The sequence below is a fragment of the Chryseobacterium phocaeense genome, assembly GCF_900169075.1.
GTDB classification, from domain to species: Bacteria; Bacteroidota; Bacteroidia; order Flavobacteriales; family Weeksellaceae; genus Chryseobacterium; species Chryseobacterium phocaeense.
Genome location: NZ_LT827013.1, coordinates 255,155 through 277,702 on the forward strand (window position 1 = coordinate 255,155; position 22,548 = coordinate 277,702).

Below are 22,548 nucleotides of genomic sequence, written 5' to 3' on the forward strand. Positions count from 1 at the left end.
TTCAATCTTTTAATCTTTTAATCAAAAATTAAATTATGTCAAATAAAAATAAATCAAGTAGATTTAATAAAATAACCATCGGTTTAGCTTCACCGGAATCCATTCTTCAGGAGTCCAGAGGGGAAGTTTTAAAGCCGGAAACTATTAACTACAGAACGCATAAACCTGAAAGAGACGGGTTGTTCTGTGAAAAAATCTTCGGTCCTGTAAAGGATTACGAATGTGCTTGTGGTAAATACAAGAGAATTCGTTACAAGGGGATTGTTTGTGACCGTTGTGGAGTAGAGGTTACGGAGAAAAAAGTACGTAGAGAAAGAATCGGGCATATTGGTCTTGTGGTTCCTATCGCGCACATCTGGTATTTCCGTTCCTTACCGAACAAAATCGGTTACCTTTTAGGAATTCCTTCTAAGAAATTAGACATGATCATCTACTACGAAAGATATGTAGTGATCCAGCAGGGTATTGCTAAAAAATTAGACGGTTCTGATTTTGATGCTATGGAATTCCTTACAGAAGAGGAATACCTGGATATCATGGAAACCCTTCCTGTAGAGAACCAGTATCTTGATGATTCCGATCCGAACAAATTCATCGCCAGAATGGGTGCTGAAGCTGTAGAAGATCTTTTAAAAAGAATCGATCTTGATGCATTGTCTTTCGATTTAAGACACAAAGCTCACAACGAAGGTTCCAAGCAGAGAAGAACTGAAGCTCTTAAAAGATTGAACGTTGTAGAAGCATTGAGAGGTGCCAATACAAGAATGATCAACAGACCGGAGTGGATGATTATGCGTGTACTTCCTGTAATACCACCGGAACTGAGACCATTGGTTCCATTGGATGGAGGACGTTTCGCAACTTCTGACTTAAATGACCTTTACAGAAGGGTAATCATCAGAAACAACCGTCTGAAAAGACTATTGGAGATCAAAGCTCCGGAAGTAATCTTAAGAAACGAGAAGCGTATGCTTCAGGAATCAGTAGATTCATTATTCGATAATACAAGAAAATCTTCTGCCGTAAAATCTGAATCAAACAGACCACTGAAATCACTTTCAGATTCATTGAAAGGTAAGCAGGGTCGTTTCCGTCAGAACTTACTAGGGAAAAGGGTAGATTACTCTGCGCGTTCCGTAATTGTTGTAGGTCCGAACTTACAGCTTCACGAGTGCGGTATTCCTAAAGATATGGCAGCAGAACTTTACAAACCGTTTATCATCAGAAAACTGATCGAAAGAGGAATTGTAAAAACGGTAAAATCTGCCAAGAGAATCATCGACAGAAAAGAACCTGTTGTATATGATATCCTTGAAAATGTGATGAAAGGCCATCCGGTTCTGTTGAACAGGGCACCTACCCTTCACAGACTGGGTATTCAGGCATTCCAGCCAAAGATGATCGAAGGTAAGGCAATTCAGCTTCACCCGTTGGTAACCACAGCATTCAACGCGGATTTCGATGGTGACCAGATGGCGGTACACTTACCGTTAGGACCAGAAGCGATCCTTGAAGCTCAGTTACTAATGCTGGGATCTCAGAACATTCTGAACCCTGCAAACGGTTCCCCTATTACCGTACCTTCTCAGGACATGGTTCTTGGTCTTTATTTCATGACTAAAGAATTAAGCTCTACAGAAGATATGAAAGTAAAAGGTGAAGGCCTTGCATTCTATTCTCCGGAAGAAGCAGAAATCGCTTATGCAGAAGGTAGAGTATCTTTAAATGCTAAAGTAAGATGTAGACTTCCTGTTAAAGAAGACGGGGAAATCGTTACAAGACTGATCGAAACTTCTGTGGGTAGAATCCTGTTCAACCAGATTGTACCTAAACAGGTAGGATATATTAATGAGCTTTTAACTAAAAAATCATTAAGAAATGTTATCGGTAAGATCCTTGCTGATACAGATTTCCCTACCACTGTGAAGTTCCTTGATGCAATGAAAGACCTAGGGTATTCAAACGCATTCAAAGGAGGTCTTTCCTTCTCATTAGGGGACATTGTGGTTCCTGTTGAGAAAAAGCAGATGATTGCTACTTCAATTGAAACTGTAGATGAAATCAGAGCCAACTATAACATGGGTCTTATTACAGATACAGAACGTTATAACCAGGTAATTGACGTTTGGACCAACACCAACGCAGGATTAACTGAAATGATCATGAGCAGAATGAAATCTGACCAGGGTGGATTCAACTCTGTGTACATGATGCTTGATTCAGGTGCGAGGGGTTCCAAAGAACAGATCCGTCAGTTATCAGGGATGAGAGGTTTGATGGCAAAACCGCAGAAAGCCGGATCTACCGGTGCGGAGATCATCGAAAACCCGATCCTTGCCAACTTTAAGGAAGGTCTTTCCATCCTTGAGTACTTTATCTCTACCCACGGTGCCCGTAAGGGTCTTGCGGATACCGCTCTTAAGACTGCCGATGCAGGTTACTTAACAAGAAGACTGGTAGACGTTGCTCAGGACGTTATCGTTACTGAAGATGACTGTGGTACTTTAAGAGGTACAGAAGTAACTGCACTTAAGAAAAATGACGAGATCGTTGAAAAAATCTCCGAAAGAATCTTAGGTAGAGTTTCTCTTCATGATATCTACGATCCGGAAACAGACGAATTAATCACTGAGGCAGATCAGATCATCAATGAAGCATTGGCGAAGAGAATTGAAGCAGCAGGATTGGAATCTGTTGAAGTTCGTTCACCGCTTACCTGTGAAACCAAGAAAGGAATCTGTGCGAAATGTTACGGTAGAAACCTGGCAACAGGTAAGATGATCCACATGGGTGAAGCAGTAGGAGTTATTGCAGCACAATCCATCGGGGAGCCGGGTACTCAGCTTACCTTGAGAACCTTCCACCAGGGGGGTACTGCAGGTAACGTTTCTGAAAACCCATCTATTGTAGCAAGAAGAGACGGTATCGTTGAAATGGATGAGGTAAGAACCATTACTTCTGAAGACGAAAACGGTAACACGGCGGAAGTTGTGGTGTCCCGTTCAACGGAATTCAGATTGGTAGCGGATAACGAAGCCAGAACGCCGTTAATGGTTGCCAACGTACCTTACGGTTCCGTACTTTCCGTGAAGCCGGGAGATAAAGTGAAGAAAGGAGATGTAATCTGTAAGTGGGATCCGTATAACGCGGTAATCATTGCAGAAACTTCCGGTAAGGTTGAATACGAAGATATTATCCAGGGTATTTCATTCCAGCTGGAAATTGACGAACAAACAGGATTCGAAGAGAAAGTAATCTCTGAATCAAGAAATAAGAAAGCCGTACCTACCCTGAAGGTGGTAGATTCCAAAGGAGTTGAGCAAAAAGCTTACAACTTACCGGTAGGAGCCCACTTAATGGTAAATGATGGTGAGAAAATCAAGGCTGGTAAAGTCCTGATCAAGATCCCGAGAAAATCTGCAAAAGCAGGGGATATTACCGGAGGTCTTCCGAGAGTTACCGAATTATTCGAAGCAAGAAACCCTTCAAACCCAGCGGTGGTTACTGAAATCGACGGGGTAGTTTCTTACGGAAAAATCAAGAGAGGTAACCGTGAACTTATTGTTGAGGCTAAAACAGGAGAAAGAAAAATTTATTTAGTTAAATTATCTAACCAGATTCTTGTTCAGGAGAATGACTTCGTAAGAGCAGGTTCTCCGCTTTCCGACGGTTCTATTACACCGGACGATATCTTAAGAATTAAAGGTCCAACAGCCGTTCAGGAATATCTTGTGAATGAAATCCAGGAAGTTTACCGTCTGCAAGGGGTAAAAATTGACGATAAGCACTTCGAAATCATCGTAAGACAGATGATGACGAAAGTATCTATCGTGGATGGAGGTGATACTCAGTTCCTTGAAGGTGCATTGGAACATAAATTCGACTTCCTTGAAGAAAATAACAGAGTATTCGGTCTTAAAGTAGTAGTAGAAGCTGGTGATTCTAAAGAATTCAAACCAGGTCAGATGATTACGGCAAGAGAATTAAGAGATGAAAACTCTAAACTGAAGCGTGAAGATCAGGCTCTGGTTGAAGTAAGAGAGGCACTTCCTGCAACAGCAACGCCTGTATTGCAAGGGATTACAAGAGCAGCTCTTCAGACCAAGTCATTCATGTCTGCAGCATCATTCCAGGAAACCACTAAGGTATTGAACGAAGCCGCTGTTGCTGGTAAGATCGACTTCCTGAGTGGTCTTAAAGAAAATGTAATCGTAGGGCACAGAATCCCTGCAGGAACAGGTCTTAAAGAATACCAGAATGTAATTGTAGGCTCTAAGAAAGAATTCGAAGACCTTAACTAAAATTAATGATTTGAAATTTGAGATGTGGATTTATTTTTATATTTTCACAATCTCAAATTTCGAATTTTAAAAACATAATTTATAACAATGGACAACAATCAAAATCCACAAGACGGAAACATCAACATCGAATTAAACGAAATGGTAGCTGCTGGAGTTTATGCTAACTTAGCTTTGGTAAACCATTCTCCATCCGAATTCGTAGTAGATTTCATCCAATTAATGCCGGGGGTACAGCAGGCTAAAGTAAGATCAAGAATTATTCTTGCTCCGCTTCATGCTAAAAGAGTATTATCTGCTCTTCAACAGAACATTGCTAACTATGAGCAGCAGTTCGGAGAAATCAAAGAAGTTGAGCCTTTCGTATTAGGAGGAAACAACGTACAAGCATAAGATTTTTCTTATCATAAATAAGGATGCCTCAGTGAAACTGAGGCATTTTTTTGTATTGTGATATTTCATAATTATGATAATTACCGTCTATTATTGATAATATTGGTCTTAAGGCATGTTTTAATTTAAAATATTCTTGATAATTATGTAGTTTGCAGGTTTTTTTTAATATATCATCAAAGAATATTATTTTTAGTATACGGATACATCAATTTTATATATTTGCTTTAGAAAATGATAGCAGATATGATAAATAATCAATTTATTCGCGATAAATTTGGGTTTCTTGGAGAAAATTTTTTAAATGAAATGCACTCGAATGCCATTATTACTGATATAAAGGCAAAAACTGAAATTGTACGGGAAGGACAAAAAAACAAATATGTACCCTTCCTCATCAGGGGATCTATCAAAGTATTCACCCTTAATGATGGCCGGGAACTCATCTATTACTACATAAAGCCCAATGACAGTTGTCTTATGACCTTTGCTTCCATTTTTACGGATTATACAAGCAGGGTATATGCCGTAGCGGAAGAAGAATCTGAAGTTGTCTTAATTCCTGTTTCCGTTATTCAGGAATGGCTGATCAGGTTTCCGGAGATCAACAGGATATTTTACAATGAATATGACAGACGCTTCTCAGACGTTATGAATATGGTGAATGATGCCGTTTTTCACAGGCTGGACAAAAGGGTGCTGAGTTATATCAGACAGCAAATTGCAGTCACCGGTAATAATCCCGTAAAGATCACCCACCGTGAAATTGCCAGTAATCTGGGAACCTCCAGGGAAGTGATCAGCAGAGTGCTGAAAAAAGTTGAAAATGAAGGCGAAATTGTACAGACCAAAGAAGGTATTAAAATGCCTATAAATGAAAATGTTAGATCGATCTAATATACATTGTTTTAAAGCTTTTATATTTATCATTGATAAAAACTATTTGGTCGGTGACTTTTATCACACATTTTTGAGTCCATAACTCGATAAGTTTGTCATATCATAATTTAATTGAAATTGCATATGACAAAAACTCTCTTATTTTTGTCGGTATTGGCTTCAGGTCTCGTCTCTGCACAGGAAGATCTGTTGAAGGATATTGACACACTAAAAACAACTACAGAAGTTTCCCAGCCCGCATTTAAAGCACTTCAGATTGTTACGGGGCAATCCACTAAACTCTCCGCAAAAAATGAGTGGTACATCGTGGTTGCCCACCGTTTCGGAGATATAAGTACCGGATTCAAAAACTTTTTTGGGCTTGATGATGCTTCCACTAAACTGGGTGTGATCTATGGGGTAACGGACAAAGTTTCGGTGAGCCTTTCCAGGGAAACCAACCTCAAGACATTTGAAGGCGCAGTGAAGTATAAGTTGGTGGAGCAAAATGATCGTTTTCCCGTAGATATTGTGGGTTACAACGTGATGGGTCTGAATACAGATCTGGACAAAGACAATTATCCACATCTGAGATTCAGCGACAGGCTTTCCTACCTTACCCAAGCCCTGATTTCGAGAAGATTCAGTGATAAACTTTCTTTGCAGCTGACGCCTTCTTACGTTCATAAAAACCTTTACGATCCGGCAATAGAAGACAAAAATCAATTTCTGGCCGGTTTGGGTGGCCGTTATAAAATTTCAAAAAGAATTTCTGTAAATGCAGAGTATTTTGTGAATTTCGATAACCACAGCTTTTATAAAAACCCGTTGTCACTAGGACTTGATATAGAAACAGGAGGGCACGTTTTCCAGCTTTTATTCACCAATTCCCAGCTCAATTCGGATATAGGATATTTGTCCAATGCAACAGGAAAGTGGGGAAAAGGTCAGATTTTCTTTGGGTTTAATCTTTATAGAGTTTTTTAAAATGAAAAAGATATTATACATATTGTCATCAGCCGCTTTGTTAATTGCTTGTGACAGCAGGACCTATGAGGAAATTTCAGATAATACACCCATTACTGTCCTTGTGAAATATAATACTGAGGTGAAAACCATTGTAGATAACAACTGTATCGGGTGCCATTCTGCAACAAGTTTTAAACCTCTTACGACCTATAATGATGTTAAAAATAATATCGACGGGATTCTGGACAGAATCCAGAGACCCGTTGGAGATCCCGGAAAGATGCCTCAGGGCGGATCATTATCCCAGACCCAAATCAATACCTTCATAAAATGGAAATCCGACGGGCTTGTTGAAAATTAAAAATTATTGATATGAAAAAATTAGTAGTAATGAGTGCCATTCTGTTTTTGGGAGGTCTTGCTTCAGCCCAGAAATACAGTTCCAAAACAGGCAGTGTGACTTTTGAAGCATCCGTACCGCTTTTCGAAGATGTGTATGCAAAGGATGACAACAATCTTGTCGTTTTCAATGCAGACAACGGAGAAATAGCCTCAGTTTCTGCAGTGAAAAACTTCCATTTTAAGACCAAGCTCATGGAAGAACATTTCAACGAAAGCTATGCAGAAACAGCAAAATATCCCAAGACCACTTTTAAAGGAAAAGTTTTGAATTTTGATAAATCTAAACTTACAGCCTCCGCTCAGAAATACACCATTCAGGGAACTTTGAACTTCCATGGAGTGGAAAAAGCAGTGAATTCTGCGGCAACCCTATATACAAAAGACGGAAAAATCTTTATACAGGGTGGTTTTATCGCCAGACCTGTAGACTATAAAGTGACCATCCCTAAAATGGTCATGAAAAAAGTCGCTGAAAATGTAAATGTAGAGTATAACTATGTATTGGTGAAGCAATGAAAAATACCCTATTAATACTTCATCTTTTCTTCTGTTTTTTTCTCGCTGCGGCCCAGGAAAAGACCAGATCTGTTTTTGATGTGGCAAGAAGCGGAACGGTAGCAGAAGTAAAAGAACTGATGAAACAGGACCCGGATATTATCAACAAAACCAATGAAAATGGGTTTTCTCCACTTATCCTGGCATGCTACAGGGGTAATGTGGAAGTGGCTAAGTTTTTGATAGATAACGTAAAAGATCTCAATTACAAAAGTCCGGAAGGAACCGCTCTCTCAGGACTTTCAGTGAAATACAACAAAGATCTGGCAGCTTATTTATTAAGTAAGAATGCCGATCCGAATATTGCTGATGTCTCCGGATATACCCCCCTGTTCTGGGCGGTAAAATTCGGGAATAAAGAGCTTGTAGAGATGCTGCTGAAACACAAAGCAGATAAATCCCATAAAGATTCTATGGGAATGACCCCGTTTGAATATGCATTACAGACCAACAACAAAGAAATCATCAACCTCTTAAAAAATTAAAATGAAAAAAGTTTTACTAAGCATTACTTTAGCTCTTGCCAATCTGGCATTTGCGCAGTTTACCACCGGAACAGTGAGTCTGTCTACCGGTATGACCGTTAAGATTAACACCAGCCCTACTACTGTTACAATGACCCTTACAGGTCCGGATACGTCTTATTTAGGAGTAGGATTCGGAGGAACCGGAACCACCGGAGGAATGGGAGTCGGAGTAGATGGATTTATTTATAACGTAAATTCCACGGCAAACACCAATCTTGATTACACTTTTGCAGGAATAGGACAAATGCCTAATGCTGATCCTGCACAAGACTGGACAATTACCTCAAACACTACTTCGGGAGGAACCAGGACGATTGTGGCTACCAGATCTCTTGCAGGAGGGGCCGGAGATACAGTATTTGCCAATAATACAAGCTCAATCAATATTTTCTATGCCAAAGGAGCTTCTACCACAATTGCTAACCATGGATTCGGGACAGCTAACAGAGGCTACGCGGTACTAAGCAGGGCTGTATTGGGAACATCTGAAACCGCTGTGGAAAGCAAAAAACTTATTCTTTTCCCTAATCCGGCCAGAGAAACCGTAAGTATTAAAAATGTAGATCTGATAAAATCGATAGATATTTATGAGTCAGCTGGAAGAAAGGTAAGATCGGTAAAACCTGATGGAGAAACCATTAGTGTAAGAGATCTGAAACCTGGTACTTATTATTTTGAGATCACTTTAAAAGATGGAAGCCTTTCTTTCGAAAAACTGATCAAAGAATAAAGAAGATAATTTTTATAAACCTCAATATAAATGTCTCCGGTTTCCGGGGGCATTTTTGTTGGAAACAACGTTGGATATAGTTTGGTTATCAGGGTTTTAAATGTAGAGGAGTTTTGAATTTACATAAGTAGTTAAAAAATTATAAAGATTGCAGTTTCAGACCTCCCTTCTTATTAAATTGTCTGTTTTTAATATACTTTTAATATGATAAACTTTTAATCGGGCAGCAGAGAACTTAACTTTGCAGAAAAATTTGATAATGAAGCGAGGAATACAAATTGTACTGCTGTTTTTTTCTCTGGCAATATATGCCCAGCATGCTATTACAGAAACAGATACGACTCAGGTGGCTGTTTCCGGACGTACCAACAGTAGTGAAGCGCAGGGTAAACCTTATGTGATTATGATCTCCGCAGATGGTTTCCGTTATGATTATGCACAAAAATACAAAGCGGAAAATCTGCTCAGGCTAGCTTCTGGCGGAGTTCAGGCCGAAGCCATGATTCCCAGCTATCCAAGTATTACTTTTCCCAACCACTGGAGTCTGATCACCGGACTTTATCCTTCACATCATGGTCTTGTGGATAATTTTTTCTATGATTATAAGAGGAAAGAATCGTATTCCATGAAGGATAAGAAAAATGCTGAAGACGGAAGCTGGTATGGGGGAACCCCGCTTTGGGCGCTGGCTGAAAAACAAGGGATGGTTGCTGCTTCCCTCATGTGGGTAGGCTCTGCAAGTGATGCGGGAGGAAGGAGACCTTCTTATTATTATCCATATCATGAGAAATTCAAACCTTCTGAAAAAGTAGATAAGGTGATCAACTGGCTGAAACTGCCGGAAGAAAAAAGACCGCATTTCATTTCTCTTTATTTCCCGGAAGTAGATGGAAGCGGACATCATTATGGACCAGACAGTCAGGAAACAGAAAATGCAGTTCATTTGATAGATGATGCTATTGGAGAGCTTGTTCAGAAAGTCAATGCACTTGGATTAAAAAATGTAAATTTTGTTTTCGTTTCTGATCATGGGATGATCAAAGTAGATGGTGGAGCACCTCTGGAAGTTCCTGCGATGCTTCTTGATAAAAACAGATTTGATCTCTACAATTCCCAGACGCTGGTGAGAGTATATGTGAAGAATCCGTCTGAGGTTAAAGCAGTGTACAAAAAATTGAAATCTATAAAAACGGATGACTACGAAGTATATCTGGATAAAAAACTGCCTAAGTATCTTCATTTCGCGACAAGGGATGACCGGTATCAAAGGATTGGACAAATTCTTCTGATTCCGAAAGCTCCTAAAATATTTTTAGAAAAAGGCTGGAAACCGTCTGTTGGAAAACATGGGTATAATCCGAGACTGGTCCCTGAAATGAAAGCCACATTCTACGCCTGGGGACCTGAATTTAAAAATAATCTTGTGGTTAAAGAATTTTCTAATGTAAATGTTTATCCTTTGGTGGCTAATATCTTAGGATTAAAAATTGATGAACCGATTGACGGGAAACTTAACGTTCTGAAGAAGACCTTGAAGGAAAAGAAATAGATTAAGGTTAAGGTTGATGAAGTTTTGACTTTAAATTTTGCCTATAAAACAGTTTCGGCGAGCCGCAGGCTCGCCGAAACTGTTTTAATATTTCAATAGTGACATAGGAAAATGTAGCGTTAAGAAAATTAAAAGTGAATCCGTTAAAAAATTTCCACTGTCTGAAGCACGACTCAAATATTAAACCGAAGAACAAATATCAAATTCGTGCAAGTTTTGGAAATTTTAGGATTCACTTTTAATTTTTAGCGGAAGTTTCCAGGTCTTGAATTTTTGTTTCTTTTGTTTCAATACAAAAGAAATAAACATTAAGAATTAAACTTGTCGGCGAATTCTTCAGTAAATTGCGCCTGAAGTCCAGAATTTTTGCTAAAAATAGGTTTCGGCGAGCCAGAGGCTCGCCGAAACATGTTTATATTTCAAGAGTAACATAGGAAAATGGAGCGTTAAGAAAATTAAAAGTGAATCCGTTAAAAATTTCCACTGTCTGAAGCACGACTCAAATATTAAGCCGAAGAACAAATATCAGATTCGAGCAAGTTTTGGAAATTTTAGGATTCATTTTTAATTTTTAGCGGAAGTTTCCAGGTCTTGAATTTTTGTTTCTTTTGTTTCAAGACAAAAGAACTAAAACATTAGGAATTAAATCGCCCGGCAAATTCTTCAGCAAATTCCTCAAGCTTAACCGCTCCATCCACTACAGCGCCATGCTCAATAAAATCCTTCTGAACTATTCCGGTTTTCATGCCTCTTCCCATTTCAACATAAAGTTCCGCCATTTCTTTAGGAAGACCTGCCTGTAACATTCCATCCAGAGACTGTTCATCAGTAAACTCTACCCAGGGTAATTCTGGATTTCCGATAGCAGCACCTAAAACTTTTGCAAAATCTGAAGGTGGTCGGGAATCGCTTACCACATAACGGATATTTTTTCCTGGTGTGTTTTTTACCAGTTCTTCTGCAGCTGCCTTAGCAATATCAGCTGGATGTGTCACCGGGATATTGACGTCTTCAGGATAGTTTCCGCCAAGGATTCCTGCGTTTTTAATGAGTGGAATATCATTGAAGAAATTGATGTAGAAATAGCCGGCTCTCAAAAAAGTAACCGAAGTGTTTTCCAGCTTGCTATATAATTTTTCAATGTGATGAAGTCCCTTTATTGGCCCATTTTCGACAGGAGAATCAGCACCTACACTGCTGAGCATGACCACTCTTTTTACCTGTGCTTTTTCAAGAGCTTCAGCATAGTTTTTCCCTGCGTTAACCGTATTTTCAACAATATTGCTTTCGCCCATGATAGGTGGAGTCATGACAAATACAGCATCTGCGCCTTCAAAAGTTTTCACCAGAAAGTCAACATCCGTAATGGAACCGATGGCTGCCGTTGCCCCAAGAGATTGAATCTCACTCTTCCTGCTCTCACTGCTGCTGATAACTGTAATATCATGACCTTCTGCAGTTAATTGCTGTGCTAATGGTTTTGCTGTGTTCCCTAAAGAACCTGTTACAATAATTTTCATATTAAATGTTGTTTATTTTCTGGGACAAAGGTATATTTGTACTTACTTTTATACAAGTACTTACCCTAAAGTATGTATTATGACAGCCATTAAAGAAAGCTCCACTATCCAGCAGAACAGAAAAAGTATACTGGAACAATGTCCCGTAATGTATGTAATGGAAAAAATAGGAGGTTTTTGGAAACCTATTATCCTGTTTAACCTTTCAACAGGGGAGAAAAGATACAGCGAATTAAAACGGGCCATTCCCGAAGTAACAGAAAAAATGCTGATCCAGCATCTTAAACAATTGGAAGCGGATGGGCTCATTATCCGTACAGCCAAGCCCGTTGTCCCTCCACATGTTACTTATGAGTTGAGTAAGACGGGTCTTAAATTAGCTCCGGTAATTGATGCTATGGCCGAATGGGCTTTTCAGGATATGAAAAGGAAGGATAAATAATTACATAGCACAATATTTCATAATACGAATATATTCAATAGAAACGGGCTTTAGCCCTTTCAATTTTTTTGCATTGAATCCGGCTTTAGCCAAAACATAAAAAACCAAGAGACAAAAAAGACTGTCCGGAGACAGCCTTAAAGTTAAAAAATATACGAAGTATTACAAAGATTGCATATCAATAACAAAACGGTATTTCACATCACTCTTGAGCATTCTCTCATAAGCGTGATTGATGTCCTGCATTTTGATCAGTTCAATTTCCGAAACAATATTATGTTTTCCGCAGAAATCCAGTAATTCCTGGGTCTCAGCAATCCCACCGATTAACGATCCTGCAACAGAACGGCGCTGGAAGATCATTGGTCTCGTGCTTACTTCATCATTCTGGAATTCACCTACGAATCCTACAAGAACCAAAGTTCCGTTCAGGCTGATCGTCTGCATATAAGGATTGATATCGTGCTCATAAGGAACTGTATCAATGATCAGGTCAAATTTTCCTTTTACAGTCTCCATCTGTGAATCATCTGTGGAAATAATTACGTGATCCGCTCCCAGCTGTTTGGCATCTTCCGTTTTTCCAGGTGTTCTTGAAAATAAAGTGACTTCAGCTCCCAAACCTTTTGCTAATTTGATTGCCATATGTCCCAATCCTCCCAAACCAACCACGGCAACTTTAGAATCCGGACCCACATTCCAGTGTCTTAATGGAGACCATGTGGTAATTCCGGCGCATAAAAGCGGTGCTACAGCGGCAAGATCCAGATTTTCCGGTACACTTAGAACAAAATGCTCATCTACCACTACTTTCTGGGAGTAACCACCAAAAGTATGACCTCCCAGATGCTTATCCTGTCCATTGTAAGTTCCCGTGAATCCGTTTAAGCAATACTGCTCAAGGTCCTGCTTACAGCTGTCGCAATGTCCGCAGGAATCTACCATGCATCCTACTGCTGCAAGATCTCCCACTTTGAATTTGGAAACTTCACTTCCCACCTGGGTAACTCTTCCTACAATTTCGTGTCCCGGAACTACAGGATACAAAGACCCGCCCCAGTCGTTTCTTGCCGTATGAAGGTCAGAGTGGCATACCCCACAGTAGAGAATTTCAATTTCTACATCCTTGGGAGTGGCTGCTCTTCTTTCGATGTTCATTTCTTTCAGGTCTGCCGTGGTAGACTCTGCTCCGTAGGCTTTTACTGTTAATGTGCTCATTGGTTTATTTAATTTAAGTTAATAAGTTCAGTTATAAATTATAGTATTCCTCATCGCTTACCGGTCGCAGCCATTCCACAATACCATTGTGAGTGTTGGGATTGATGGCTATATGGGAAAATTCACCGGTCGGACCAGCGCCGTGCCAGTGGATAGTTCCAGGAAGAATATTCACGGTATCACCTGGATGTAAAGCCTTGATGGGTTTTCCTTTTTCTTGATATAATCCTGTTCCTGAAGTTACGATTAAAATCTGGCCGCCGCTGTGAGAATGCCAGTTATTTCTACATCCCGCTTCAAAAATAACGTGGGCAATCTGGCAGTCCAGCTCATCTTCATCAGGTTTTAAAATGTGAACCCAGGCTGTTCCTCCCGAAAAATAATCTTCGGGTGCTTTTTCTCCTTTTGGAAAAATGTTTGTATTGAATGTTTCCATAACAATACAAAAGTCGAAACTTTTAGATAAAAATAACTTATACGGATTACCGAAATACTTACCAATTTTACAGACACTGTATAAGATCCGCCGGAAAGTGGTAATTTTGAATAAGATTAAAATGAAATTCATGGAAAATCAGGAAGTTGAAATTTACAACAGTGTATCAGAATATAATAAGATGGCCAATCATGAAACCCTGCATCCGTTGGTAAGTGTGATTGATTTTTCTAAATCCGATCTTATTTGCCAGCATAAAAGAACGTTTGGTTTTTATACTGTTTTTTTGAAAGATGTGATGTGTGGAGATATGTTTTACGGAAAAAACAGTTACGATTATCAGGAAGGAACATTGGTGTTTATCGCGCCCGGCCAAACGTATGGAATTTACAATAAAGGAAACTGGATTCAGCCGGCGGGCTATGCCCTCATTTTTCATCCGGACCTGATCAAAGGAACCAATCTAAGCAAAAACATAAAAGACTATAGCTTCTTTTCCTACGATGTCCACGAAGCCCTTCATCTTTCAGAGAAGGAAAGAGAGATTGTTCTGGAATGTTTTAAAAATATAAAGCTTGAGCTTGAGCAGTCTATTGATAAACACAGCAAATCGCTGATCGTAAATAATATCGAGCTATTTCTGAATTACTGTATGCGTTTTTACGACCGTCAGTTTATCACCAGGGATCATGTCAATCAGGGAGTGATCGGGAAATTTGAAAACCTGGTGGATGATTATTTTAAATCTGATAATCCCAAAAATATTGGTTTTCCCATGGTCAATTATTTTGCTGAAAAATTAAACCTGTCTGCCAATTATTTTGGGGATTTGATTAAAAAAGAACTGGGAATTTCCGCTCAGGAATTTATTCATAACAAACTCATTGATGCAGCTAAGGAGCAGATTCTGAACCCTTCAAAATCCATCAGTGAAATTTCGTATGACCTTGGGTTTAAATATCCGCAGCATTTTACCAGACTCTTCAAAACCAAAGTGGGCGTTTCTCCAAGCGAATATAAAACATTGAACTGATTATTTAAAACACTAATAACACAAATCCTTTCACAAATACCACGATTTTATCCGGAACCATTAGTGAACATTAGTGTTAAAAATTAGTGATATTCGTGTTTAAATTTCCTCATTCCAAAAAACTGGATTAATTTTATTAGATACAATTTTTCAAAGTTTTACAATGACGGTTCCACAGACTGCAACCCATATTTTTCAGACCTCCTTTGGGAAAATAATCGCTCTAAAAGAAAATGGCGTCATCAAAGCTAAAAGCATCCGGTATGCCCGCTCGGAAAGGTTTCAAAAACCTGTTCCTGAGCAGCCTTCTCCCAAAGAACTGATTTTCCCGGACAAAACTCCTGTTTGCCCGCAGGTCATCAGCCAGCTGGTAGAAAAGATGATTGGAACGACCCATATAGAAAACTTTGATCCCGATGAATCCACGCAATATCTTTCCGTCATCCGTCCTGAACATATTACAGAAAATGAAAAGCTTCCGGTGGTAGTCTGGATTCATGGAGGATCTCATGAAATAGGATGCGGAGATCTTCCCACTTCCGATCCCAGCGATTGGGTAAAGGAGCAGCAGGTTATTGTGGTGACGGTTTCCTACAGACTCGGGCTGTTCGGTTTTCTGGGCGGGGATGAAAGCAGGCCTCCCAATCTGGGGCTTTTTGATATCATAGAAGCATTGAAGTGGATCAAAAATTATATTTCTGAATTTGGGGGAGCTGCTGAAAATGTGACGCTTTTAGCACAGTCTTCCGGCGGTGATGCCATTGCACACCTGATGATTTCCGAAGGAGTGGAAGATTTATTTCAAAGAGTGATTATCCAAAGTGCTCCTCTGGGGCTTCGACATAAAAGACAGAAAATGTCTGCAGAATTTTTGCGGAAGACAGAGCCACTGAAAGATGAGGCTGATGTTTTAAGAATGATGGATGAATACAGGAAATTTGTGCCTTCTGTTCTGAAATACGGCTTAAAAGCAGCCATGCCTTTTGGTGTTCAGTATGGTTTTCCGCCTTTGTGCAGAGAAGAGGAAACTGTAGATCAGTGGAAAGCCAATGCGCGAAAATACGACGTTTTGATCGGCCTGAATAATGATGAAACAGCTTTCTACCTTAAAACTTCCGAAGCTATGAATAAATATTTCGGAACAGGTATGGGCTTAAAAATTATGAATAAAACCGTAGAGAAAACTACAGAATTCATCTATGGAAATCCTGCAAGAATCTTCGCAGAAAACTATGCAAAAGCAGGAGGGAATGTCTATCTGTTCAGGATTCACTCCGGATCACAAGATTATCATATCGGTGCACCGCACTGTATAGATCTTCCGCTGATTTTCGGAAACGAGCAAGCCTGGAAATCCGCAGAAATGTTAAAAGATATTCCGTGGGCATTTATCCATGAAAACGGAAAAAAATTACGGGCACTCTGGGCTGAATTTGCCAGGAACGGGAGCATTTCTGATGATTCCGAAAGACCGGAAATTCTTAAAATTCAGAAAATTACAGGTTAAATTAATGTGCTCATGTCATAGATAGATTTGAATCTGTAATTGATGATAATAATTCACAGATTGTTGTTATATTTTATGTAAATTTATAATCAAACTATAAAATATCATGATTATGAAAGCAAAAATTTCAACAAACCTGAAGAAAATCGACAGACAGGAACTTAAAAATGTAAAAGGGGCAGCGGGACCAATCCGAAACTGGGTATGCTGTACCTCCAACGAAGAAGGTCACTGCTGCGAATGGGCAATGGACATCTGGAACTGCAGATATATCTATTGCTAAAACAATAATCAATCTTTGTAAGATTACTTTCAGGCATACAGGGCCGTTTGGTCTTGTATGCTTTTTTTAAGTGACTTTATACAGATTCAGGAATCCACACACTTACATTTCCGGCGGGAACCGGAAAATTTCCCCAGCCGTTCTCATCAATACTTACTTTTTCTGCGGATCTTTTAAGAAGGTCTGTAAAGTTTTGACCTGAATACCGTGTTCCTACTTCCATAGGCTTCTGATAAGCATCTTTATTGCTCAGTACTACAGCACATCCGGAATGGTCATCATCTCCTTCGCGTGTCCAGCCAAGACAATTGGCATCCTCAAAATAATCTCTCTGCAATCCGTATGCATGATCTTTTCTGGCTTTGAGAAGGTCTTCTATGCCATCTACTTTTTCAAGAAAAATTTTCTGATCATTACCTTCCCGGTCTTTATCCACATACTGGGCACCGTACAGGTCGGGATAAAAAACGCAGGGATAACCGTTCTCCCGGAGCAGGATAAGGGCATACGCTATAGGTTTGAACCATGCTTCTACGGGGGCCTCAAGATCCTGGAGAGGCTGTGTATCGTGATTAGCCACAAGGCTTACGGAGTGCATAGGATCTGCCTGGGTAAGCGTTTCGTCAAAAATCCGCCGGAGATCGTAAGAACCGCCTTCCCGGGAAGCTGTGTGAAAATTATTCTGCAGGGAGCTGTCAAAAAGACTCATGCAGCCTTCCGTCACTTCAATGTACTTCTGCAGAAGATGAAGGTGTCCGGGAGCCCAGTATTCCCCTACGGCAAAAATATTTTTTCCGGAATTGGAGCGGAGCATCGTAAGCCATTCCTTATAAAAATCAAATGAAATATGTTTTAATGCATCAAGCCTTACGCCGTCAAAATCAGTCAGATTGAAATACCATTCCGCCCAGCTGTTCAGCTCTTCACGTACGAAAGGATTGCGGTGCTCAATATCGTTGTACATGAGATAATCATAGTTTCCCTTCTCATCATCAATCATTTCTTCCCAGTCGTCACCGTATTCAGACTGTATTTTGAAGATGTGGGAGTCCATCCCTTCTGCATAATCTACTCCGCTGAAACAGGTGAAATTCCATTCAAAATCAGAATATTTTTTTCCTCTGCCAGGAAATGTAAATTTGGTATACGATTCTATCTCAATAACATCGGAAATTATTTTTTCCCTGTTGTTTTCGTCAACTTTTACCGCTTTAAATTTTTCCAGCTCGTCACCTCCGGCTTTATGCCCCAGGACAATATCAACAATGACTTCTATATTCTGCTGTTTTAAGGCTTTAATCGCTTTTAAATAATCATTCCTGGTTCCATACTTTGTGGGAACGCTTCCTTTCTGGTCAAATTCTCCGAGGTCATACAGATCATAGGCATCATATCCTATCGAATATCCGCCGTTGGTCCCTTTGTAGGCGGGTGGAAACCAAACTGAAGTGATTCCTAATTCTGCCAGATGTTTTGCTTCTTTTGCTGTTTCTTTCCATAATTTTCCATTTCCTTCAGAATACCAGTGGAAAAATTGAATCATTGTTGGGTTCATATAAGATGATTTGGTTTCTACAAGATAGTGAAAATTTTTCACCTATTGGTTTTCAAATTCCTCAAACGGTATTTTTAGTTGAATGGAGACCTGTTTTTTCTCTTCCGTATTGAGATGGGAAAGGGAAAGTCCCAATAATCTTACAGGCTTATCAAAGGGCCTTAGTTCCCATAGTTTCTTTCCGGTATTGAAGTACTGTTCAGGCGAGGTGAAATAATCTTCTTTTGTGAAGCTTCTGGTAAAAAGGGAGAAATCTTTATATTTAATTTTTAAGGTTAGAGATCTTCCCAGGATATTATGCTTTTGCAGCCGCTGATGAAGTTCCTGGCTCAGATGCTCCAGTTTGTCATTGATCTCCTGGTCATCAAAAAGATCCTCAAAAAAAGTTCTTTCCACGGCAACACTCTTCTGAATGCGGTGCGGCTTTACTTCAGAATGATGAATCCCGCGCACTACATTGTAATAGTAGGCTCCGGATTTTCCAAAAAGCCTCACCAGCTCTTCATGGGATTTCTTCTTTAAATCTTTTCCTTTATAAATTCCTAAACTAAACATTTTGTTAGCAGTAACCTTTCCTACGCCGTAAAATTTTTCTACGGGAAGCTCTTCCAGAAAGGCTTCTATTTTATCAGGATGGATGGTTTTCTGCCCGTTCGGTTTATTGATATCAGAAGCTACTTTGGCCAGAAATTTATTCACGGAAATACCTGCTGAAGCCGTAAGCCCGGTCTGCTCAAATATTTTCTGGCGGATCTCTTTAGCAATCTGATTGGCAGATTCCATTTCTTTTTTATTTTCGGTAACATCCAGATAGGCTTCATCCAGCGAAAGGGGCTCTACAAGATCTGTGTATTCATGAAAAATAGCCCGGATCTGTTTCGATATTTCCTTATACCTGGCAAAACGGGGCGGCACAAAAATAAGGTGCGGACACTTTTCCTTTGCCGTTTTGCTGGGCATAGCTGAACGAACACCATATTTCCTGGCCTCATAACTAGCCGCTGAAACCACGCCACGGTGTTCTCCCCCTACTGCAATAGGCTTCCCTTTGAGCGAGGGATCATCATGCTGTTCCACAGAAGCATAAAATGCATCCATATCAACATGAATAATTTTGCGGATGGGAAAAGAAGAATCCATACCGCAAAGATATGGATTCCTTTATTTTGAAGTATAATTAAACGGGATTTTCCAGGGTTGGAAGCAGGAAGATGGAGGCTGGAAGTTATTGGTATTCCATAATTTTAAACAGCTGCTTTAGTATTTAATTAAGAAAATTAATAAAAACTACAGCTTAATCCTGCCTCGGACTGTAATAACTTCCCTCTTCCGGCTTCAGACTCCCTTACTTTATACTTTCATTCTCATCGTAACGAGCAAAGACTTAAAACCTGCTTTTTCATATGCTTTTACCGCAGATTCGTTTTCAGCATAAACATCGAGCCTTATTTCTGAAAGACCTTTTGATTTCACCCAGCTGATCAACTCATCAAGAACAAGTTTATTGATTCCTTTTCCCCGGTGTTCCGGCTTTACAAACATAAAGCCCAGATAAGCATAACGGTCAAAATCGGAGTAATTATTTGCCGGTGTTTTGATCTTTGCATATCCGGATGCCACAATCTCGCCATCTTCTTCAGCAACGATAACAAATGCGTCTTCAGATTTGATCAGTTGAAGCAGATCATAATAATGAATTTCTCCTTCGATAAGCGTGCTGTTATACGGTCTTTCTGCAGTAACAATGCCCTGTTCGAATTCCAAAAGGATGTTCAGATCCTTTTCAGTGGCTTCCCTCGTAATCATTATTGTAACAGACGGTTTATGGTTTCTTGAATTTCCGGATCTTCCGGTGAAATAGCGTAATATTTTGCGATCGAGGATTTTTGATCAATCACCATATATCTCGGGATCCAGTTGAGGTCAATATAATTGTTGAAATCGTTTTTCCATCCGGAAGCAAACCAGTAATTGTCCTTGTCTTTCATCTGGAACCGGTCAAGGCTTTTATCAAAACCATCTTTGGATCTTTCCAGGGAAAGGAATATAAAATCTACATTGGGATTGTTTCTTTCAAGTTCTCCGGCTTTCGGAAGCGCTTTTAAGCAGTCTCTGCACCATCCCGCCCAGAAATCAATTACCAGAACTTTTCCTTTATGGTGATCGAGAATCTGCTGAATTGTGATGCTTTTTCCTTCCTCATCTTCCAGCTTTTGCCCCAGAGCTTCTTTTGAGAAACCGGTTTTAAGAACTTTCGGCTGCTCCTGCGAATAACCCAGTGCGAAAATACTTAGTGTAAAAATTAATGCCAGCTTTTTCATTCTTCTATTTCATTTCTACAAATCTAAACAATGAAATACAATTGAAGCCTGATTTTTTATGAATTAGGAAAAATTTATGAATTGAAAAATTCTATAAACTTAGGTGTAATTTTTAACCAGACCTTTAACCACCGCAATCACATTCGGCATGGCTTTATTGGCGGCATTCAGAACTTCTTCGTGGGAAACGGCCAGCGCAATATCAGGTCCGCCAAGGTCTGTAATAACGGAGATGCAGAAAACATCCATATCCATATGTCTGGCAACAATCACTTCGGGAACGGTACTCATGCCCACCATATCGCCTCCGATGGCTTTGATCATGCCATATTCCGCAGGCGTTTCGAAGGTCGGCCCCTGTAAGGCCACATAAACTCCCTGATGAATCCTGATCTGATTTTCAGCTGCTGCTTTTTCAGCGGTTTCAATCATTTTTTTATTGTAGGGCTCGCTCATATCCACAAAACGCGGCCCGAACGATTCAATATTTTTTCCACGGAGCGGATGTTCAGGCATCATATTGATATGATCCTTTAAAATAACAATATCTGCAACGTTATAGGCAGGATTTACGCCGCCGCATGCATTGGAAAGAATAAGATTTTTAATCCCCAGAAGATGGAAGACCCTGATCGGAAAAGTCACTGTTTCCATGGAATGGCCTTCGTAATAATGAAAGCGTCCGCTCATCATCAGCACTTTTTTGCCTTCAAGGATTCCGTAAATCAGCTTTCCTCCGTGCCCGGTAACAGTTGTTTGCGGAAAATTGGGGATTTCAGGGTATTCCAGAATGTGGAGGGCTTCCACTTCATCCTGCAGTTTTCCCAGCCCTGACCCTAAGACAATGGCAAAATCGGGAACGTCTTTGATGATGTTTTTTATAAAATCGGAGGTCTGCTTAATTTTTTCTAACATAATCCAGGATGATTTCATTGAATTCTTCCTTTTTATCAATGATCACATTGATCGGCCAGTAGTAAACAATTTCTCTAAGATAGTCAAAAGTTTTCAGACGTACATAATCTTTTTCTGTGGTCAGGATCAGTTTGTATTCTCCCAATTTTTTGTATTCTGCTGTGATTTTTTTGATATCATCATCCGTAAAATTATGATGGTCCCTGAATTTTATATGTTTCACGCGCTGCGAAAATTTCGCAAGATGCTCAAGAAGAGGCTTCGGATTGGCAATTCCCGTGATCAGGAGAATGTCATAATAGTTCAGGTTGTTATCCGGAAGCATTTTATCTTTTCCGTACACGTTTTCGTCATAACCGATGGATGAAAAGAATACTTTTTGGTTATGGGAAGGTCTTATCCTTGAAATATAATAGCGTTTGGTTTCTTCGGTAAGCTCATCAGGACATTTGCTGACCATAATGATGTCAGCTCTCTTGGAGCCGTTTCTTGATTCTCTCAGATCCCCGGCCGGAAGAAGGTGATCTTTAAAATAAGGATCATTAAAATCGGTCATCAGGATGTTGAAGCCTGCTTTTATAGCCCTGTGCTGTAAAGCATCGTCCAGAACCAGAACATCAAGATCCATGTCCTCGATCACTTTTTTGGCCCCGGGAACTCTTTCTTCCGAAACCGCAATGACGAAACGGTTTTTGAAACGCTCAAAAAGCTGCATCGCTTCATCACCCACAATCTTATAATTGCTGTCGTAATTGGTGACTTCGTAACCTTTGGTCAGCCTGCCGTAACCGCGTGAGAGCACCCCTGTCCTGTAGTGTTTGGAAAGGTATTGAGCCAGATACATCACCATAGGTGATTTTCCGCTTCCACCCACAGAAAGATTCCCGACATTGATTATCGGAGTCTTGAATTTTGTCGTTTTAAAAATTCCCAGATCATACATTGTGTTTCGGATACCCGTTACCAAGTGATAACCGAGGGAAAAAGGATAAAGGTACCATCTTTTCATACGT

22 protein-coding genes are annotated in these 22,548 nt (G+C 39.9%); 13 read left to right on the forward strand and 9 right to left on the reverse strand.

Annotated features, from left to right (window positions below; genetic code table 11):
* Window positions 1-35: 35 nt before the first annotated feature.
* The 9 genes from rpoC to B7E04_RS01125 all read left to right on the forward strand — a co-directional run bounded on the left by rpoC (window position 36) and on the right by B7E04_RS01125 (window position 10,305).
* Window positions 36-4,301 carry a DNA-directed RNA polymerase subunit beta' gene (rpoC, locus tag B7E04_RS01085; RefSeq protein WP_080776742.1) on the forward strand — a complete coding sequence of 1,422 codons (4,266 nt, stop codon included), beginning with the start codon at window positions 36-38 and terminating at the stop codon, window positions 4,299-4,301.
* A gap of 87 nt (window positions 4,302-4,388) precedes the next feature.
* Complete coding sequence (locus B7E04_RS01090; protein ID WP_034723398.1) at window positions 4,389-4,694, forward strand: DUF3467 domain-containing protein; 306 nt, start codon at window positions 4,389-4,391, stop codon at window positions 4,692-4,694.
* Between the two features lie 246 nt (window positions 4,695-4,940).
* Window positions 4,941-5,591, forward strand: coding sequence for a Crp/Fnr family transcriptional regulator (locus B7E04_RS01095; RefSeq protein WP_080776923.1), 651 nt, complete (start codon window positions 4,941-4,943; stop codon window positions 5,589-5,591).
* Window positions 5,592-5,717: 126 nt separating this feature from the next.
* Window positions 5,718-6,560 carry a DUF5777 family beta-barrel protein gene (locus tag B7E04_RS01100; RefSeq protein WP_080776744.1) on the forward strand — a complete coding sequence of 281 codons (843 nt, stop codon included), beginning with the start codon at window positions 5,718-5,720 and terminating at the stop codon, window positions 6,558-6,560.
* 1 nt (window position 6,561) lies between these two features.
* Entirely contained in the window at window positions 6,562-6,903 is a 342-nt protein-coding gene (locus tag B7E04_RS01105; protein ID WP_228439768.1) for a hypothetical protein, read from the forward strand.
* Between the two features lie 11 nt (window positions 6,904-6,914).
* Window positions 6,915-7,460: a YceI family protein gene (locus tag B7E04_RS01110; protein WP_080776748.1), complete on the forward strand. Its 546-nt coding sequence runs from the start codon at window positions 6,915-6,917 to the stop codon at window positions 7,458-7,460.
* On the forward strand, window positions 7,457-7,984 hold the full coding sequence (locus tag B7E04_RS01115) for an ankyrin repeat domain-containing protein (protein WP_080776750.1): 528 nt from the start codon (window positions 7,457-7,459) through the stop codon (window positions 7,982-7,984). The genes B7E04_RS01110 and B7E04_RS01115 overlap by 4 nt, the downstream gene beginning before the upstream one ends.
* Window position 7,985: 1 nt before the next feature.
* Window positions 7,986-8,756, forward strand: coding sequence for a T9SS type A sorting domain-containing protein (locus B7E04_RS01120; protein ID WP_080776752.1), 771 nt, complete (start codon window positions 7,986-7,988; stop codon window positions 8,754-8,756).
* Between the two features lie 259 nt (window positions 8,757-9,015).
* The gene (locus B7E04_RS01125; protein WP_080776754.1) at window positions 9,016-10,305 is read left to right on the forward strand and encodes an alkaline phosphatase family protein; all 1,290 of its coding nucleotides are present in this window, start codon (window positions 9,016-9,018) and stop codon (window positions 10,303-10,305) included.
* 635 nt (window positions 10,306-10,940) lie between these two features.
* Here the strand turns inward: B7E04_RS01125 and B7E04_RS01130 are convergent.
* A complete protein-coding gene (locus B7E04_RS01130) occupies window positions 10,941-11,825 on the reverse strand; it encodes an NAD(P)H-binding protein (protein ID WP_080776756.1) in 885 nt (294 codons plus the stop codon).
* 79 nt (window positions 11,826-11,904) lie between these two features.
* Between B7E04_RS01130 and B7E04_RS01135 the strand changes: the two genes are divergently transcribed.
* Complete coding sequence (locus B7E04_RS01135; RefSeq protein WP_080776758.1) at window positions 11,905-12,267, forward strand: winged helix-turn-helix transcriptional regulator; 363 nt, start codon at window positions 11,905-11,907, stop codon at window positions 12,265-12,267.
* Window positions 12,268-12,429: 162 nt separating this feature from the next.
* Here the strand turns inward: B7E04_RS01135 and B7E04_RS01140 are convergent, their stop codons facing one another.
* A complete protein-coding gene (locus B7E04_RS01140) occupies window positions 12,430-13,485 on the reverse strand; it encodes an NAD(P)-dependent alcohol dehydrogenase (protein ID WP_080776760.1) in 1,056 nt (351 codons plus the stop codon).
* 31 nt (window positions 13,486-13,516) lie between these two features.
* The gene (locus B7E04_RS01145) at window positions 13,517-13,921 is read right to left on the reverse strand and encodes a cupin domain-containing protein (RefSeq protein ID WP_080776924.1); all 405 of its coding nucleotides are present in this window, start codon (window positions 13,919-13,921) and stop codon (window positions 13,517-13,519) included.
* A 130-nt stretch (window positions 13,922-14,051) separates the two neighbouring features.
* On the opposite strand from B7E04_RS01145, the gene B7E04_RS01150 reads away from it, so the two are divergent.
* The 3 genes from B7E04_RS01150 to B7E04_RS22050 all read left to right on the forward strand — a co-directional run bounded on the left by B7E04_RS01150 (window position 14,052) and on the right by B7E04_RS22050 (window position 16,744).
* Entirely contained in the window at window positions 14,052-14,954 is a 903-nt protein-coding gene (locus B7E04_RS01150; protein WP_080776926.1) for a helix-turn-helix domain-containing protein, read from the forward strand.
* A gap of 163 nt (window positions 14,955-15,117) precedes the next feature.
* A complete protein-coding gene (locus B7E04_RS01155; RefSeq protein ID WP_080776762.1) occupies window positions 15,118-16,461 on the forward strand; it encodes a carboxylesterase family protein in 1,344 nt (447 codons plus the stop codon).
* Between the two features lie 112 nt (window positions 16,462-16,573).
* Complete coding sequence (locus B7E04_RS22050; protein WP_165439391.1) at window positions 16,574-16,744, forward strand: bacteriocin-like protein; 171 nt, start codon at window positions 16,574-16,576, stop codon at window positions 16,742-16,744.
* A gap of 76 nt (window positions 16,745-16,820) precedes the next feature.
* Here the strand turns inward: B7E04_RS22050 and B7E04_RS01160 are convergent, their stop codons facing one another.
* The 6 genes from B7E04_RS01160 to lpxK all read right to left on the reverse strand — a co-directional run bounded on the left by B7E04_RS01160 (window position 16,821) and on the right by lpxK (window position 22,544).
* A complete protein-coding gene (locus tag B7E04_RS01160; protein ID WP_080776928.1) occupies window positions 16,821-18,299 on the reverse strand; it encodes an alpha-amylase in 1,479 nt (492 codons plus the stop codon).
* A 42-nt stretch (window positions 18,300-18,341) separates the two neighbouring features.
* Window positions 18,342-19,439: a DNA polymerase IV gene (gene dinB / locus B7E04_RS01165; protein WP_080776764.1), complete on the reverse strand. Its 1,098-nt coding sequence runs from the start codon at window positions 19,437-19,439 to the stop codon at window positions 18,342-18,344.
* A gap of 210 nt (window positions 19,440-19,649) precedes the next feature.
* Window positions 19,650-20,105: a GNAT family N-acetyltransferase gene (locus B7E04_RS01170; protein WP_080776766.1), complete on the reverse strand. Its 456-nt coding sequence runs from the start codon at window positions 20,103-20,105 to the stop codon at window positions 19,650-19,652.
* Window positions 20,105-20,620: a TlpA family protein disulfide reductase gene (locus tag B7E04_RS01175; protein WP_080776768.1), complete on the reverse strand. Its 516-nt coding sequence runs from the start codon at window positions 20,618-20,620 to the stop codon at window positions 20,105-20,107. The genes B7E04_RS01170 and B7E04_RS01175 overlap by 1 nt, the downstream gene beginning before the upstream one ends.
* Before the next feature lie 99 nt (window positions 20,621-20,719).
* Window positions 20,720-21,535, reverse strand: a complete 816-nt coding sequence (locus B7E04_RS01180; protein WP_080776930.1) for a purine-nucleoside phosphorylase — start codon at window positions 21,533-21,535, stop codon at window positions 20,720-20,722.
* Window positions 21,519-22,544, reverse strand: coding sequence for a tetraacyldisaccharide 4'-kinase (gene lpxK, locus B7E04_RS01185; RefSeq protein ID WP_080776770.1), 1,026 nt, complete (start codon window positions 22,542-22,544; stop codon window positions 21,519-21,521). The genes B7E04_RS01180 and lpxK overlap by 17 nt, the downstream gene beginning before the upstream one ends.
* Window positions 22,545-22,548 lie beyond the last annotated feature (4 nt).